This is a genomic window from Devosia sp. (assembly GCF_036563435.1).
In the GTDB taxonomy this organism is placed as follows: Bacteria; Pseudomonadota; Alphaproteobacteria; order Rhizobiales; family Devosiaceae; genus Devosia.
The window spans coordinates 295841-310882 of record NZ_DATCMJ010000012.1; the positions used below are offsets into that span (position 1 = coordinate 295841).

The following is a 15042-nucleotide window of genomic DNA, read 5'->3' on the forward strand; positions in this document are numbered from 1 at the left end:
TGCATTGTCTCGGATGGAGTGGGACCCCGGCCGTCGACTTGGGATGCGGACGGCCGGGGCTGTCACATCAGCGATAGGTGCCGATGAAGGGTTTCACGACGCCGATGCGTTCCTGATTGAGAAAGGCGCCTTGGCCGGTGTCGACGTCTGTCGGCGTCAAGCCGTAGCGTGCCGCCATGGCGATCTGGGCGATCGGATAGTAGCCCTGGAGGTAGGGCTGCTGGTCCATGGTGGCGAACATGGCGCCCGATTCCACCGCTTCAACGATCTCAACCGCTAGGTCGAAGCCGCCAAAGGGTACGTCTACACCCGCATCGCGGATGGCGCCGGCGCCGACCGTTGAGGTGACCGAGCCCGTGCCGAACACGGCCTTGATGTCGGGGTTGGCGATCAGCGCCTGTGCCATGATGTTCTGCGCCTCGGCCGGATCGAGGCCGGCGCGCACCGTTTCGACGGTGATGCCGTGTTCGCTCATGGCTCGCTCGATGCCGCCGCCACGCGCCACGGCAAAGCTGGCCTCTGGGATTTCGCGCGGGTTGAACACCACGTCCCCTTCCTTGAGGCCGAATTCCTCGATCATGCGCTTGCCCAGCTCGTAGCCGGAAGCTTCCTCGTCCATGCCGACATAGGCCTGGCGGCAATTGCCATCGGCGCCCTCGAGATCGTCATTGTTGAAGCCGATGACGACGATGCCGGCCTCGACGGCGGCGCAGATGCTGTCGTCGAAGGCATCTGAGCTGGAGATCGACACGGCGATCCCGTCCACGCCAGTAGCCACCGCAGACTCGATCAGGTCGTTCTGACGGACCGGGTCATTGTTGGCATACTGGACGTCGAGATCGACGTTGAAGGCGGTGGCGGCGTCCTGGGCGCCCTTGACCACCGGATTGAAGAACTGCACCGATGGATCGAGATAGATGATCATGGTAGCTTCCACCGGATCATCCTGCGCCACTGCGGCGCCGGTCAGCAGCGTGCAGCCTGCCAGCAGAGCTGCTGTCAGCTTGAACAGTTTCATTGCATTTCCTCCCTTGTGAAACGGGCCCTCCTCAGGTCCCGCTTCGCGCAGCATCCTCACGCCGCGCGAATGGCTTTGCCGGTTCTCGCTCTCCTCAGTGCTGGAACCAGGCTGGTCCCCGCCCAAGCGTCATGTGGAGACCCTTGAACTGGGAATATTCATCGAAGCCGAAGCGGCCGAGCTCGCGGCCGGTGCCGCTTTTCTTGTAGCCGCCGATCGGCAGTTCCGGGGTGCCGTCGATCACCGAATTGATCCAGCAGCGGCCGGCCCGGAGCTTCCGGGTGGTCTGCACGGCATTCTCCAGATCGCGTGACCAGACGCTGGCGGAGAGGCCGAAGGCCGTGCCGTTGGCAAGAGCGACGGCCTCCTCGGGCGTATCGAAGCCGATGGTGGCGAGGACCGGTCCGAAGATCTCCTCCTGCGCGATGCGCATGTCGGGCCGCACCTTGTCGAACACCGTCGGGGCAAAGAAATTGCCGTTCTTGGCGTCGACCATGTCGCCGCCGATCAGCACTTCGGCGCCTTCGTCGATACCGGCCGCAACATAGGAGGCGACCTTTTCGAGGTGGTTCTGGGTGACCATGGCGCCATAGCGCGTGCCTTGGCCCAAAGGATCGCCGAAGGGCAGCTTGCGCGAAAGCTCCAAAAGACGTTCCAGCATTGCGGGACGAATGGAGTTCTCGACGATCAGGCGGCTGCCGGAAATGCAGCACTGGCCGGCATTGTGATAGACACCGTAGGCGATGCCATCTGCCGCGGCTTCCAGATCGGCATCGGCAAAGACGATCTGCGGCCCCTTGCCACCCAGTTCAAGACCTACGCGCTTGACGCCAGTCGCGGCGATCCCCGCCAGCTGGGTTCCCACCCGTACTGAGCCGGTAAAGGCCAGCACGTCCACACGCGGATCTTCGGCCAGAACCTGTCCCGCGGCCGGCCCATAGCCGGTGATGACATTGAAGACGCCCGCCGGCAGCCCGGCCTCCAGCGCCAGTTCGGCCAGCCGGATCGTCGTGCCAGAGGTGAATTCGCTGGGCTTGACCACCACGGTGCAGCCCGCGCCCAGCGCCCACGGCACACGCTCGGACACGATGATGAAGGGGAAGTTCCACGGCGTGATGATGCCCACGACGCCTGCCGGCTCGCGCAGGACGAGGCCGAGGCGGTTCTCGCCAATATTGTTGTGCGTCGCGCCTTCGAGACCCCGCGACATGCCCGCCGCATAGGTCCAGAGGTCAGCGCAATAGCCGATCTCGCCCTTCGCCTGCTCCAAAGGCTTGCCCGTCTCGAGGCATTCGATCAGGCCAAGTTCATCGACATGCGCCAGGATTTTGGCGGCAACGGCATGCAGGATGGTGGAGCGTTCGGCGCCGCTCATGCGCGGCCAGGGGCCGTTGTCGAAGGCATTGCGGGCCGCGGCTATGGCAAGTCCGGCATCGGCCGCGGTGCCGGCGGGCCACTCGCCCACCACCTTGCCACGATGGCCGGGGCTTTCGCGCGTCACCGTCTCGCCAGACTGCGCATCGACCGACTTCCCGTCGATCAGCATGCGATAGCTGCGTTTACTCGCCAGCCGCGCATCACTAAGGTTCGGGGCAACGAAATTATCCTGAAAGCGTGACTGCATGCGTATCGCACTGGCAGGCTAGGCCCACCCTCCTCAAGCATCTTGGACGCTGTTGCTGCGTCCTGTATGGAATTGTATGGTACCGTATGGCGCATTGACATCTCCTGTCAATGGCGTGGGCGAGATGTAAGATGACTTTGGATATGCCGACTGCCGAAAGCGGGGAAAGCGCCGCCGCTTCGATCGAAAAGGACCTGCGCCGGGCCATTATCGAACTGGAACTGCTGCCCGGCGCCCGCCTCAGCGAACAGGACATCGCGACCCGGCTCGGCGTTTCACGGCAGCCTGTGCGAGAGGCGCTCATCCGGCTGGCTAATTCGCGGCTGATCGAGATTCGCCCGCACCGCGGCACAGTCGTGGCCCGGATCTCGGCCAAGGAGATGACGGAGGCGCTGTTTGTGCGGCAGTCGGTGGAAATCGCCGTTGTAGCCAAGGCGGCCGAGAGCTTTGACCCTTGGCAGCGCAAGCGTATCGCCAGCCTCATCGGCAAGCAGGCAGAGGCGGCGGGCAAGCTCGATCACGCCGGCTTCCGCGAACATGATGAGGCGTTCCACTTTGCCGTGGCGCAGGGCGCAGGCGTCGGCATTGCCTGGATCGCCATCGCCGATATGAAGACCCACATGGATCGCGTCTGCAACATGACGCTGCAGAGCGAGGCGGACATGGCCCGCCGCGTTCGCGAACACCAGGCCATCATGGCCGCAATTGACGACCACGATGTGGAAGGGGCCAAGAGCGCCATGGCGGAGCATCTGGGCAGCATTCTCGATGACCTGCCCGAGCTCGAAAGCAAGCATGCCAGCCTTTTTATCTGACTATCCCGGAGCCTCTCCATGACTCAGTTTGCCCGCTATCCCAGCCTCCATGGCGTGCCGGTGGTGATTTCCGGCGGTGCCTCGGGCATTGGCGAGTGCCTGGTGCGCGAGTTTGCCGCCCAGGGCGCCAAGGTGGGCTTCGTCGACATCCAGGCCGAACGCGGCCAGCAGCTGGCGACCGAGATTGTCGCTGCCGGTCAAACAGCGTTGTTTGCGGCCTGCGATATAACGGATGTTGCGGCCTACCAGGCAGCGATCAACACCTTTGCCGAGGCGAATGGCGATGCGCTGGTCCTGGTCAACAATGCCGCGCATGATCAACGCCATGACTGGATAGAGGTGACGCCCGCCTATTGGGACGACCGCATGGCGGTCAATCTCAAGCACGCCTTCTTTGCCATTCAAGCTGTGGCGCCCGGCATGATCAAGGCCAAGCGCGGCTCGATCATCAATACCGGCTCGATCAGCTGGATGATCATGTCGCCCAAGATCCCGGTCTATGAAACCGCCAAAGCGGCGACGCATGGCCTTACCCGCGCCATGGCGCGGGAACTCGGGCCGCACGGCGTCCGCGTCAATTCCCTTGTGCCCGGCTGGGTCATGACGGAGCGGCAACTCACCCATTGGGTCGACGCTGAGGCCGAGCGGCAGATCGATGCAACCCAGGCGCTGGCGGGGCGGGTCTATCCCGAAGATGTGGCCCGCATGGCATTGTTCCTCGCAGCGGAAGACAGTGCCATGATCTCGGCGCAGCAATTTCTTGTCGATGGCGGCTGGGCCCACGGCTGACGCGGTTGCGACGCACCAATCTCGTGCTAAAGCAGCGCCATGACGATACTTGTTGGAATCGACACCGACCTGGGCCCCTTCAGCGTGGCGCTCGAGACCGAAAAGGCGCCGGTCACTGCCGCCAACTTCCTCCGCTATGTGGACGGCGGCCACATCGCCGGAATGACGGCCTACCGCATCGTGACCCTGGACAACCAGCCCAGGGAGACGGTGCATAAGATCGAGGTCGTGCAGTGGGGCGTTCCGCCTGTGGACAATGCCTATGCGCATGTCTTTCCTACCATCGCGCACGAGCCGACGTCAGTCACCGGCTTGCAGCATAAGCACCTGACGCTTTCGATGGCGCGCTTTGCTCCCGGCACGGCCGGGGCCGGCTTTTTCATCTGTATTGGCGATCAACCGGCGCTTGACCACGGTGGTGGCCGCAATCCCGACGGACTGGGTTTTGCCGCCTTTGGCCAGGTGGTCAGTGGCGAGGACGTCGTCAGGTCCATCTTCGGACGCGCCCAGCGCGATAGCGAATCCCTGGCCACGCCGGTTCAATTCACGGGCGCCCGCCGCCTCTAGGCGGGCTGACCGCCTATGGCCTGGACAGCCTGCGAACCGGCGGCAATGCCGGCCTCGAGCGCCGTTGCCTCGTCGCCGGACGCCAGGTAGGTCGCCATGAAACCGGCGGCGAAGGCGTCGCCGGCGCCGGTTGTATCCAGGACGGGAACGACGGGCGCCGGCAGTTGCATTCGCATGCCCGCCGCGCCGCCGAGCATGGCGCCTTGGGCGCCGCGCTTCAGCACCACGTTGCCATAGTGCTGGCCGAGCAGCCGGAGTTGTTCTTGGCTCTCCTTGCTCCCGGTCAGCGTCCTCGCCTCGTCTTCATTGGCGAAAATCCAGCTGGCACCTTGAGTCCAATAGAGGAAGTTTTCCGGACCGACCGCAAGGAGGAAGCCCACCGATGCCGGATCGATGGCAGAGGGAACACCCTGCGACGCCGCCCGGCGCAGCAGCGACTGCACGGCCGCGCGAGGTCCTGGCTCGAAGAAGCTGTAGCCCGAAGCCATGACCATGCCGACGCCTTCCAGCAAAGATGGCGGCAGGTCATGCTCGCAAAGATGAAGGTTTGCCCCGCGATCGGTCAGGAAGCTCCGTTCGCCATCGGGATCGACCATGGTGACCAAGACGCCCGATGGCAGTGCCGGGTCAGCCGCTAGCAGGGGCTCGACCCTCCTGTCGCGGAAATACTCCTCGAGCCGGCAGCGATCCTCCTGCCCCACCCGGCCGGCGAAGCGCACATGGGCACCCATGGCGCCGAGCCAGACGGCCTGGTTTGCCCCCGAGCCACCGGGTCGCTGGCGAATGGTGGCGGCCCGATCCGAGCCCCTGACAAGGGCGCCTTCGGGCACCACGATGATGTCGGTCATGACATCGCCGACGACGAGAATGGTGCTGTTGGTGGCCAATTGGAGCTGCCCGGTTATGGGAACGCGAAGTGCTTGGCGAGATAGCGCAAATCCTATCGGTGGAGTAGCTTCCTTTGGCGGCCATGGATGCCGCGCGTGGGTTCTGAACTGGAAACTGCAGCATGAAAGTCGTTGTTCTGGGCGGCGGAGTTATCGGTGTCACCACGGCCTACTACCTGGCCAAGGCGGGCCACGAGGTTGAGGTGATCGAACGGCAGGCGGGGGTGGCGCTTGAAACCAGCTTCGCCAATGCCGGCGAAGTTTCGCCCGGCTATTCCTCGCCATGGGCGGGGCCGGGCATTCCGCGCAAGGCGATCAAATGGCTGACGATGCGCCATCCGCCGCTCATCGTGCGGCCGGTGCCTGACCCCTATATGGCGCGCTGGATCTTGCAGATGCTGGGCAATTGCACGGCCGAGCGCTACGCAGTCAACAAGGCGCGCATGGTGCGGGTGGCCGAATACAGCCGCGACGTGATGAAGGATTTGCGGTCCGAAACGGGCATCCAGTACGACGAGCGTATGGGCGGCACGCTGCAGCTTTTCCGCACACAGAAGCAGGTCGAAAGTGCCCATAAGGATACCGAAGTGTTAGCACAATACGGTGTCGATTTCGAAGTGCTCGACCGCGCCGGCGCCATCGCGGCCGAGCCTGGCCTCAAGCGCTCCAGTGCCACCATAATGGGCGCACTGCGGCTCCCTGGCGACGAAACCGGTGACTGCCACATGTTCACGCAGCGGCTGGCCGAATTGGCCGCCGCTTTGGGCGTCACCTTCCGGTTCAGCACCACGATCGAAGCCTTGGAGACCTCCGGTAACGAGGTGACAGGCGTTTTGACCCGCGCGGGAAGGATCACCGCAGACCGCTATGTGCTCGCCATTGGCAGCCACACACCCAAGCTCGCGCGCAAGGTGGGCATCGATCTCCCCATCTACCCGGTGAAGGGCTATTCGATCACGGCCTCCGTTCTCGATGCCGATGCAGCGCCGGTCTCGACGGTGCTCGACGAGAGCTACAAAATCGCGGTCACGCGCCTGGGCAATCGTATCCGGGTGGGGGGCATGGCCGAGCTTTCGGGCTATAGCACCGACCTGCCGGCGGAGCGCCGTGCTACCCTGGCGCATTGCCTCAACGACCTGTTCCCGGGCGCAGGCGACACGGTCGCGGCAACTTTCTGGACCGGCCTGCGGCCAATGACGCCGGACAGCACCCCCATTCTTGGCCACTCCAAGCTCAGCAACCTCCTGATCAACAGTGGTCATGGCACGCTCGGCTGGACCATGGCCTGCGGGTCAGCCCGCGTCATCGCCGATCTCGTTTCCGGGCAGCGGCCCGACATTGACATTTCCGACCTAGGGCCCTCGCGCTACATCTAGCGCCGCCAAGGACCAGGGGCATACATTTTGATACGTGGAAGCCTGAGGATGAGCGTTTTTAACTCGCCGCTAAGCTTCCCGGCAGATTGCAGGCATTATTAAGCGTTTAGAGCAGCTTACGTGGGAACCATGCTCGGGTGAACCTGCTGGGGCTGCCCATGTCCAAGATGCTTGCCGATTATTTCCTGATGCTGCGCGACCGCTCGACGCTCGGCCAGCAGGTGGCGGTCGTCACCGCCGCGCTTTGCCTGGCCCTGATCATCGCCCTCTCGGCCACGGCTGCCTTTGTGGGGCGGCAGCAGGCGGCGCAGCGCGCCGAGGCGGAGATCGTCGGCGTCGCTTCCAACATGGCCGAGCGCCTCGATGCGCGCATGTTCGAGCGCTTCCGCGAAGTGCGCAACCTCGCAGCGCTTGAGCCGCTGCAGGACATCTGGATGGACGAGCCGGCCAAGATCCGCTCCGTGCTGCAGCAATTGCAGGATACCCTGCCCGAATATGCCTGGATCGGCTTTGCCCTGCCCGACGGCACCGTCAAGGCCGCTACCAACGGCATGCTGGAAGGCGTGTCAGTGGCGCAGCGCCCCTGGTTCATCGATGGTCTGCAGGGCCTGACGGTCAAGGACGTGCACGATGCCAAGCTACTGGCCGAGCTCCTCGGACCGCAGGCCAATGGCGAGCCGTTCCGTTTCGTGGACGTCGCCGTGCCGGTCAAGAATGCTGCAGGGGAAACAATCGGCGTGCTTGGTGCGCATATGAGCTGGACCTGGGCCAGCGTCGTCCGCGAAACCGTGCTTTCAACCGTCGACGCCTCGCTGGCGACGGAAATCTGGGTGCTCAGCAGCAACGGCGCCGCCCTCCTCGGCCCGCCCTATGGCACCATGCCCTATACTGAGGAAATGGTCAGCGCGTTCCGCAAGGCCGGGCGTCAGTCTTTCCACGACACGACGGGCACTGCCGATCACCTGGCTGCGGCCGTCGCCACCGAAGGTTACCTCGATTATCCGGGGCTCGGCTGGACAGTCGTTGCCCGGCGGCCGCTGGATCTTGCCATGGCGCCGGCCAACCAACTCGCTGCCGTGATCATGCTGATCGGACTGGTCTTTGCTGCCATCGGTGCGGCGGCTACCAGCATCCTGGCGCGTGGCCTGACGCGACCGCTGGCCGAACTGGCGGACGGCATCGACCGCATTGGCCGTGACGGCGGCGCCACGATGATCTCGCGCGACCACTCCTCGCGCGACGTGTCGCAGCTTTCGGTCTCCATCCGCTCGCTGCTGCGGCGCGTCGGCACGGCCGAAACGGCGCAGGAAGCCGCGCAGCGCGAGGCTTTGCTGAGCAAGCAGCTCCTGGCCGAGAAGACCCTCCGCATGGGCGAGGACATGCATGCGCTCCAGGTCCTGGCCGATACCGACCCGCTGACCGGCCTGCTCAACCGCCGCGCCTTCCGAGTCTTCGGCTCGGATGCCATGAACTACTTCAAGCGCCACAAGCGCGATGTGGGCGTCCTCGTCATCGATATCGACTTCTTCAAGCGGGTAAACGACACCTATGGCCACGGCGTGGGCGATGACGTGATCCGCACGGTGGGCGAAAGCGTGCTGGCCGAAGCGCGCAACATCGACAAGGTGGCGCGCTTTGGCGGCGAGGAATTCGTCGTTCTCCTGCGCGAGACCGAGAAGGAAGGCCCCGAAATCCTGGCCGAGCGCATCCGGCAGAAGATCGCCAGTGCGCTGATCGAGCACCCAGAGCATGGCGCCATTCATGTGACGGTGTCGATCGGCGGCGCCATGGCTGCCATGGACGACCGCGACATCGAGGATGTCATAGAACGTGCAGACCGGGCTCTCTATGAAGCCAAGGCCAAGGGTCGCAACTGCGTCGTGGTCGCCAGCCCGGCGAGTCTACGAGAGCGCCTCGCCGCCTAGCGCGTGGCGCAGGCGCAACAGGAAGAACAAGGCTAGGGCTTGGCCCGGCATTGTTCTTCATGTGCGGGAATTACCGGAGAGGGTCGAGGTCGCTGTGGATCAGCCGACCTGCGACGCAAAGCCGAGGACATCGAAAAAGGCGATGACCTCGGTGGGAGCGGGCAGCTCCAGCTTCGGCATCAGGATGACCAAAGCCAGAAGGAGAAAGCCAGCGCGATGCAGGCGCTGGCGAGTGGACTTGCGCATATACATGTCGTGTCGCGGGTCCTTAGCGGCCGAAGCGTTCATGACGCAGGCCAGTGGGTCCGATCAGGGCGATATCGGAACGGGTGAGCCCGATGTCGGAGAGGATCTGGTCGCTGAGACCATAGAGCTCCTGACGGGTCTTGCGGGTGAGGCGCTTCTGGCGCCAGTTTTCGATGATGTTGATCATGATGATCTCCGTTGCTGATGCGCGGCTTCTACGGCCACCGCACCAGCCTCGCCCCACCTGTTTGAGCGGGACGCGCGAAAGTTTTCGCCCAAACAAAAAGCCGCTCGCACAGGGTGCAAAGCGGCTTTAGTGGGAGGCCAGATGCCGGTCAGGACGGCGTAGGCGCTCCATGTTAAGGCAGGTCGCCGCGCATGGCCCCACCCAAATGGGTAGGTGGCGGCATGGGTCGGGCGCGCTGAGACAGGAGCGCCGCGATGACTGACAGGGCGAGCACCAGCACGACCAGGGCAACAGCAAGCAGAAGCGTGGTGCGCAGGCCGACCAGTTCGTAGCCGACAGCCAGCATGGCGAGCAGGATATTGCTGGTCATGGATAGGTCTGGATGGTGACTGGGCATGGCTGCCTCCACATCTTTGGGGGAATGGTGCCTGATCTCACATTCCCCACTTTCCGTCGCCACCCAAACGAGTGGGAGGCCGGTGATCCGTAGAAGCGCGAATATGGCCCGTCTGGAATGGAAATTTTGCGCGATTGTCCCCACTCAAAGAGGTGGGCATGCACGATAATTGCAATTTTTACGGCCCAGACCGCTGGACCCAAGCAACGGGCTGCATCAATATAGAGGCGATGCTGCGGAGCGCTCCGCACATCTGGGGAATGCCGAGACCATGCTGTTACACCGGACGTTTGTTGCTGCATTGCGCAAGGCGATGCAGGCGAGTGTCGTTCTTGCCGCCACCTCCAGCGCCATGGCGCCTGCCTGGGCGCAGGAACCGCTGCCATCGCCAACCGGCCCGGTGATCCTGAGCGTATCGGGCACCATTGCCGTCACCAACAATGGCGACAGTGCCGATTTCGACCGCGAGATGCTCTATGCGCTCGGCCTCGGCGACCTCGAAACCACGACGGCATGGACTGACGGCATCCAAAGCTTTCGCGGTGTGACGCTCCAGAAAGTCCTGGAGCGCGTGGGCGCCGAGGGCACCACCGTTACCGCCACGGCACTCAACGATTTCGTCACCTCCTTTCCCTTCAGCGACGCGCAGCAATATGGCGTGCTGCTGGCCGCCTTCATGAATGGCGAGGAAATGCCGGTGCGCGACCGCGGCCCGCTCTGGATTGTTTATCCGCGCGACGACTTTCCCGAACTGCAGCAGCCCGAATACAACGACCGGTGGGCCTGGCAGCTGCGGTCGCTCGAGATCCGATGAGCCTCCGGCCGTGGATGACCCGGCGCTTCCTAGTGGCGCTCCTGGCCATGGCGTTTCTGTTCTCGCTGCTGGTCGCGGCGTCGGTAAGGCTGCTGACCAGCGAGAACCAGCAGCGGGACTATATCACCGAGGACATGGTCTGGCTTTCCAGCCAGGGTCAGTATGAAGCCGTCCGCTTCGCCGATGCGCTGCAGAGCTATGCCCGCGGCCTGACCACCCTGGATGAGCCGCAACTGCGGCTCGATCTCCTGAGCAGCCGCATCACCGTGCTCGAAGATGGGGAGACCTACCGGCAGTTGCAAAGCATCGGTCACGATGGTGACCTGGTGGGGTTCCGCCAGAGCGTCGACCAGGCCACAGAGCAACTGCTGACGCTGCAGCCCACCGACACCGCAGCCATTGACGATCTACATGAGGGGGCCCAGGAACTCGCGGGCAATCTCCGCAACATTGCCAATGCAGCGCTCTTCAAGGAGCGCGAACGCGAGGCCATGCTGCGCGAGCACCGGCGGCACACCTTGTTCGAGGTGCTCGGCACGCTGGTGGCCACCACGGTCGCGGGCCTCATCCTTGCATTCGTCCTGGTCCGCGACCATCGCAACATGGTCAGTGCCGAAGCGGCCCTCGAGCGCGAGCGGCAGGTGTCGCGCCTCCACCGCGCCTTCATCTCGGTGGTATCGCACCAGTTCCGCACGCCGCTTGCCATCATCGACGCCAGCGCGCAGCGCATGATCCGGCGCGGCGGCAGCATGGACCTGTCCGAGATCGCGCAGCGGGCGGAGAAAATCCGCTCCGCCTGCCTGCGGCTGACCCGGCTGATGGACAGCACCCTCAATGCGGCACGGCTAGAGGAAGGCGAGATCACTCTAAACATCCGCCCCTGCGACGTGGAGGCCCTGCTCCGGCACGTCATCGACAATCAGCCCGAACAGGACCAGCAGCGGATCGAGCTTGTCGTGGAGTCGCTGCCGGCCTGGATCGAGGCGGATGCGACCCTGCTTGAACAGGCCGTGCAGAACCTCGTCTCCAACGCCCTCAAGTATTCGCCGGACGGCGAACGCGTGGTGATCGAGGCGCAGCAGCGCGCCGACAAATTGCGCATCTCGGTGACCGACCATGGCGTCGGCATTCCCGCCGACGAAATGAGTTCGCTGTTCCGCCGGTTCTTCCGCGCGCGCACGGCGGAAGGCATTCCGGGCACCGGCATCGGCCTCAGTTTCGTGGAACAGATCATGGTGCTGCACCACGGCCGCGTCGAAGCCCAGAGCGTAGAAAACCAAGGCTCGACCTTTACCCTGCGCATGCCCGTCAACCAGCCGCTGGCGCAGGGCGCCAGCAAGCTCAACCAGATCGAAACGGCAGACTCATGAGCGCGACCATTCTTTGTGTCGAGGACGAAGCGGACCTGCGGGCGGATATCTGCGAGGAACTGGTCGCCGCCGGCTATCAGGTGGACGAGGCCGGCAATGGCCAGGAGGCGCTGGAGCGACTCAAGGCGCGCAGCTACGACCTCGTGCTGTGCGACATCACCATGCCGCGCATGTCGGGCCTGGACCTGTTGCGCCTGGTGCGCCAGGAGCCGGGGCTGGCCGAGCTGCCCTTTATCTTCCTGACTGCCCTTGCCGGACGGCGCGACATCATCGCCGGCAAGGAGGCCGGCGTCGACGACTACCTAACCAAGCCGATCGACTTCGACCTCATGTTGATCACCATTGCCGCCCGCCTCGACCAGGTGGCGCGGATCAAGGGCGCCAAGCCGCAGCAGAGCGAGAGCGACAGCCATAGTCTTCGGGCCGCGCTCCTGGGCGCCGACGAGGCGCTGAACCGCATTTCCATCGGGGTTTTCCTGCTCGATGCCGAGCGCAAGGTCCTTTTCCGCAACCAGCGGGCCGAGGAACTGCTGGCCGAGGCGGACGGGTTGACGCTGTCGAGGGAGGGGCTGCTGCGGGGCGAGAAGCCGCAGCAAACGCAGGCGCTGCGGGACATCATCGACCTCGCGATCAGCCGCGTCGCTGCCGGCAACCGGCAGGGCAGCGACGCCGTCGCCTTGACCCGCGACAGCGGCAGGCGGCCGCTGATCGCCGTAGCCTGTCCGTTGGGGCGCGGACCGGCCGGAGCCGGGGAGCCAGCAGTCGGGCTCTTCGTGACCGATCCGGAATGGCGCTCCAGCGATGCGGCCCATGCGGTGGCCCAGCTCTATGGCCTGTCGCCTGCGGAGACGCGGCTGGCCCTGGCCCTGGTGCGCGGCTTGCGGCTCGACGAAATTGCCGACGAGTTCGGTCTGTCGCGCAACACGGTGAGCTATACGCTCAAGAACCTGTTCCGCAAAACCGAGACCGACCGGCAGGCAGACCTGATCAGCCTCTTCATGTCCAACCCGGTGGCCCTGGGCAAGTCCTGAGCCTCAGGCGGCCTTGCGCTCCACGCGGCCCTTCCGGGTGCCGGCACTGCCCGGCTTGGCCGAAAGGCTGCGCCGCTTGTGCGCCGGCCTGGGCCGGAAGGCGGGATCGCTCGAAATGATTGAGGCGATGGCAAGATCGATGCCGCGGAAGATGTCGCCGAGCTCGGGATAGGCAAGCTCATCGAAGTCGATGGTATGAGGCAGGCGGGGCATGTGAGGGATCCTTTCCGATCTCAGGCGGTGAGGCCATAGGGCAAAGCCAGAAGTGTGAGGACGAGCATGTAAAGGCTCGTCAGCAAGACGGTTCGTTGCATTTGGTGGTCCAGAAAAAGCGATGGGCGGCGCCACATCGTCTGGGCGCCATTAACCACCTCTTAAAGGATGGCTCGCCCCTCAAATGGGTGGGCGCAAAGGATTTTTCGGCTGGTTGCGGAAGCAAAAAGGCGCCGGACCCTGAGGACCGGCGCCTTTTGTTGGCGATTGATCGTGCCACGTCTCAGACGGGCGGAATGTTCTGGTTGCGGCGGAAGACGTTAGCCGGGTCATAGCTTTGCTTGACCTGCCGGAGCCGCTGCCAGGTCGCGCCCGGATAGCTGGCGCGCACCATATCCTCGCCCTGATCGGCAAGGAAGTTGACATAGGTGCCACGCGGCGCGCCACCGAGTGCGGCAACACAGTCGCTGCCCCAGATGTCGTGGCGGGCAGCAGCTTCGGCCGTGCCGTCGATTGCGAGGAAACCGACCAGCATGGCGGCGTCACGATTGGCATAGGCGGTTGCCTCGTTGCTGATCCGCGCTGCCGCTCCCCCCAGCACCCGGATCTGCGCCATGCGCATGGGCGCATCGCAGAGTTCGAGGCGCCGGAGGACTTCGGCGGCTTCGGTGACGCTGAGGTCATCCTTGAACAGCGTCCTCACTGAGATCGTCGGCTTCATGGAAGGATCTTCGGGCAGGTACATCATGCTGTAAGGGCCCGGCCGCACTAGGTCGGCAATGGGTTCGGCCAAGGCGCGGAAGGGCGCCAGCGCCGCCTGCGCCTCGCCGGCGGGGCCCGCATAGGCCATCATGCCGATCAGCACCGTCTTGCCGAAGAGCTCGGGCGGCAGGAAGGGCATGGGCGGCGCTGGCATGGCCAGGAGAATCGTGGTGAGTTCGTCGGGAGCAGCCTTGGCCGCAGCCACGAACCCGGCCAGCACTTCCGGCGTCGCCGGCAGCACCAGCGGGCCACCAGTGAACTCGGGCAGCGGGTTGAGGCGGAAGCAGAAGCGCGTCACCACGCCGAAATTTCCGCCGCCGCCGCGCAAGGCCCAGAACAGTTCGGGATGGCTCGTTTCGCTGACCATCAGGATATTGCCCGAGGCCGTGACCACCTCGGCCGCCACCAGCGCATCGATGGTGAGGCCGAACTTGCGCGTCATGTAGCCGACGCCGCCCCCGAGGGTCAGGCCGCCGACGCCCACCATGGCGCTATCGCCGAAGCCGACGACGACACGGTGCTGGTCAAGTGCGGCCGAGACCTCGCCTGCGGTCAGGCCGCTGCCGACCCAGACGGTCATCTCGTCCAGATCAATGTCGAGCGACTGCAGGTCGCGCAGGTCGATGACGACGCCATCCTGGCTGGCGCTATGCCCGCAGACAGAATGGCCGCCGCTGCGGATGGCGATCTCAAGCTGATTGCGGCGCGCGAAATCAACGACATCGGCCACATCCGGGGCGTCGGCCACCCGCGCCACAAACAGCGGATACTGATCCCAGTTGCTGTGGGCTATGCCGCGCGTGGCGTCATAGTCCTCGTCGTCCACGCCAACCAGGCGCCCGTTGAGGCGCGCCCGTAGCGCTTCGATGCCCAGCGCAAGAAGAGGCGTAGTCTTGGGTGCACCCACCCGCAAATGCACGTTCATTGTTCTCGCTCCATTTCGGCGCCTTCGTGGGCGCCCCATGGCGACGCGGCATAGAGCAAGCCGACGGGCAGTTCCCCACCCGTTTATGGGGGCACA

16 protein-coding genes are annotated in these 15042 nt (G+C 64.5%); 8 read left to right on the forward strand and 8 right to left on the reverse strand.

The window, feature by feature from the left end:
* Nucleotides 1-67: 67 nt before the first annotated feature.
* Nucleotides 68-1018 (reverse strand): substrate-binding domain-containing protein, encoded by a 951-nt coding sequence (locus VIL88_RS07440; RefSeq protein WP_331987384.1) that lies wholly within the window; start codon nt 1016-1018, stop codon nt 68-70.
* 94 nt (nt 1019-1112) lie between these two features.
* Nucleotides 1113-2642, reverse strand: coding sequence for an aldehyde dehydrogenase family protein (locus VIL88_RS07445; protein ID WP_414650113.1), 1530 nt, complete (start codon nt 2640-2642; stop codon nt 1113-1115).
* Nucleotides 2643-2773: 131 nt separating this feature from the next.
* Between VIL88_RS07445 and VIL88_RS07450 the strand changes: the two genes are divergently transcribed.
* The 3 genes from VIL88_RS07450 to VIL88_RS07460 are packed head-to-tail and all read left to right on the forward strand — an operon-like array spanning nt 2774 to nt 4813.
* Entirely contained in the window at nt 2774-3457 is a 684-nt protein-coding gene (locus VIL88_RS07450) for a GntR family transcriptional regulator (protein WP_331987386.1), read from the forward strand.
* Between the two features lie 18 nt (nt 3458-3475).
* Nucleotides 3476-4246 carry an SDR family oxidoreductase gene (locus tag VIL88_RS07455; protein WP_331987388.1) on the forward strand — a complete coding sequence of 257 codons (771 nt, stop codon included), beginning with the start codon at nt 3476-3478 and terminating at the stop codon, nt 4244-4246.
* Between the two features lie 39 nt (nt 4247-4285).
* On the forward strand, nt 4286-4813 hold the full coding sequence (locus VIL88_RS07460; protein ID WP_331987390.1) for a peptidylprolyl isomerase: 528 nt from the start codon (nt 4286-4288) through the stop codon (nt 4811-4813).
* Here VIL88_RS07460 and VIL88_RS07465 read toward each other — a convergent pair.
* Entirely contained in the window at nt 4810-5700 is an 891-nt protein-coding gene (locus tag VIL88_RS07465; protein ID WP_331987392.1) for a sugar kinase, read from the reverse strand. The genes VIL88_RS07460 and VIL88_RS07465 overlap by 4 nt on opposite strands.
* Nucleotides 5701-5822: 122 nt before the next feature.
* On the opposite strand from VIL88_RS07465, the gene VIL88_RS07470 reads away from it, so the two are divergent.
* Nucleotides 5823-7076, forward strand: coding sequence for a D-amino acid dehydrogenase (locus VIL88_RS07470; protein ID WP_331987394.1), 1254 nt, complete (start codon nt 5823-5825; stop codon nt 7074-7076).
* A 158-nt stretch (nt 7077-7234) separates the two neighbouring features.
* Nucleotides 7235-9001 carry a sensor domain-containing diguanylate cyclase gene (locus VIL88_RS07475; protein WP_331987396.1) on the forward strand — a complete coding sequence of 589 codons (1767 nt, stop codon included), beginning with the start codon at nt 7235-7237 and terminating at the stop codon, nt 8999-9001.
* A 99-nt stretch (nt 9002-9100) separates the two neighbouring features.
* Here VIL88_RS07475 and VIL88_RS07480 read toward each other — a convergent pair whose 3' ends face one another.
* The 3 genes from VIL88_RS07480 to VIL88_RS07490 all read right to left on the reverse strand — a co-directional run bounded on the left by VIL88_RS07480 (nt 9101) and on the right by VIL88_RS07490 (nt 9831).
* Nucleotides 9101-9247 (reverse strand): hypothetical protein, encoded by a 147-nt coding sequence (locus tag VIL88_RS07480; protein WP_331987398.1) that lies wholly within the window; start codon nt 9245-9247, stop codon nt 9101-9103.
* Between the two features lie 22 nt (nt 9248-9269).
* A complete protein-coding gene (locus VIL88_RS07485; RefSeq protein ID WP_331987399.1) occupies nt 9270-9434 on the reverse strand; it encodes a DUF1127 domain-containing protein in 165 nt (54 codons plus the stop codon).
* Between the two features lie 172 nt (nt 9435-9606).
* Entirely contained in the window at nt 9607-9831 is a 225-nt protein-coding gene (locus VIL88_RS07490; protein WP_331987400.1) for a hypothetical protein, read from the reverse strand.
* Between the two features lie 271 nt (nt 9832-10102).
* On the opposite strand from VIL88_RS07490, the gene VIL88_RS07495 reads away from it, so the two are divergent.
* The 3 genes from VIL88_RS07495 to VIL88_RS07505 are packed head-to-tail and all read left to right on the forward strand — an operon-like array spanning nt 10103 to nt 13046.
* Entirely contained in the window at nt 10103-10645 is a 543-nt protein-coding gene (locus VIL88_RS07495; protein WP_331987402.1) for a molybdopterin-dependent oxidoreductase, read from the forward strand.
* Entirely contained in the window at nt 10642-12015 is a 1374-nt protein-coding gene (locus VIL88_RS07500; RefSeq protein ID WP_331987403.1) for a HAMP domain-containing sensor histidine kinase, read from the forward strand. Before VIL88_RS07495 ends, VIL88_RS07500 begins: the two co-directional genes overlap by 4 nt.
* Nucleotides 12012-13046 carry a response regulator gene (locus tag VIL88_RS07505; protein WP_331987405.1) on the forward strand — a complete coding sequence of 345 codons (1035 nt, stop codon included), beginning with the start codon at nt 12012-12014 and terminating at the stop codon, nt 13044-13046. The genes VIL88_RS07500 and VIL88_RS07505 overlap by 4 nt, the downstream gene beginning before the upstream one ends.
* A 3-nt stretch (nt 13047-13049) precedes the next feature.
* Here the strand turns inward: VIL88_RS07505 and VIL88_RS07510 are convergent, their stop codons facing one another.
* Together VIL88_RS07510 and VIL88_RS07515 are read right to left on the reverse strand one after the other, a co-directional pair.
* Nucleotides 13050-13259: a hypothetical protein gene (locus VIL88_RS07510; protein ID WP_331987406.1), complete on the reverse strand. Its 210-nt coding sequence runs from the start codon at nt 13257-13259 to the stop codon at nt 13050-13052.
* A 283-nt stretch (nt 13260-13542) separates the two neighbouring features.
* On the reverse strand, nt 13543-14946 hold the full coding sequence (locus VIL88_RS07515) for an FAD-binding oxidoreductase (RefSeq protein ID WP_331987407.1): 1404 nt from the start codon (nt 14944-14946) through the stop codon (nt 13543-13545).
* Nucleotides 14947-15042: the final 96 nt, after the last annotated feature.

What these genes read in the sequence shown, in the direction of transcription:
- VIL88_RS07515 (WP_331987407.1), bottom strand. Translation starts at nt 14,946, where the DNA reads ATGAACGTGCATTTGCGGGTGGGTGCACCCAAGACTACGCCTCTTCTT.
- VIL88_RS07455 (WP_331987388.1), top strand. Translation starts at nt 3,476, where the DNA reads ATGACTCAGTTTGCCCGCTATCCCAGCCTCCATGGCGTGCCGGTGGTG.
- VIL88_RS07505 (WP_331987405.1), top strand. Translation starts at nt 12,012, where the DNA reads ATGAGCGCGACCATTCTTTGTGTCGAGGACGAAGCGGACCTGCGGGCG.
- VIL88_RS07450 (WP_331987386.1), top strand. Translation starts at nt 2,774, where the DNA reads ATGACTTTGGATATGCCGACTGCCGAAAGCGGGGAAAGCGCCGCCGCT.
- VIL88_RS07480 (WP_331987398.1), bottom strand. Translation starts at nt 9,247, where the DNA reads ATGCGCAAGTCCACTCGCCAGCGCCTGCATCGCGCTGGCTTTCTCCTT.
- VIL88_RS07500 (WP_331987403.1), top strand. Translation starts at nt 10,642, where the DNA reads ATGAGCCTCCGGCCGTGGATGACCCGGCGCTTCCTAGTGGCGCTCCTG.
- VIL88_RS07495 (WP_331987402.1), top strand. Translation starts at nt 10,103, where the DNA reads ATGCTGTTACACCGGACGTTTGTTGCTGCATTGCGCAAGGCGATGCAG.
- VIL88_RS07470 (WP_331987394.1), top strand. Translation starts at nt 5,823, where the DNA reads ATGAAAGTCGTTGTTCTGGGCGGCGGAGTTATCGGTGTCACCACGGCC.
- VIL88_RS07490 (WP_331987400.1), bottom strand. Translation starts at nt 9,831, where the DNA reads ATGCCCAGTCACCATCCAGACCTATCCATGACCAGCAATATCCTGCTC.
- VIL88_RS07445 (WP_414650113.1), bottom strand. Translation starts at nt 2,642, where the DNA reads ATGCAGTCACGCTTTCAGGATAATTTCGTTGCCCCGAACCTTAGTGAT.
- VIL88_RS07475 (WP_331987396.1), top strand. Translation starts at nt 7,235, where the DNA reads ATGTCCAAGATGCTTGCCGATTATTTCCTGATGCTGCGCGACCGCTCG.
- VIL88_RS07510 (WP_331987406.1), bottom strand. Translation starts at nt 13,259, where the DNA reads ATGCCCCGCCTGCCTCATACCATCGACTTCGATGAGCTTGCCTATCCC.
- VIL88_RS07440 (WP_331987384.1), bottom strand. Translation starts at nt 1,018, where the DNA reads ATGAAACTGTTCAAGCTGACAGCAGCTCTGCTGGCAGGCTGCACGCTG.
- VIL88_RS07460 (WP_331987390.1), top strand. Translation starts at nt 4,286, where the DNA reads ATGACGATACTTGTTGGAATCGACACCGACCTGGGCCCCTTCAGCGTG.
- VIL88_RS07485 (WP_331987399.1), bottom strand. Translation starts at nt 9,434, where the DNA reads ATGATCAACATCATCGAAAACTGGCGCCAGAAGCGCCTCACCCGCAAG.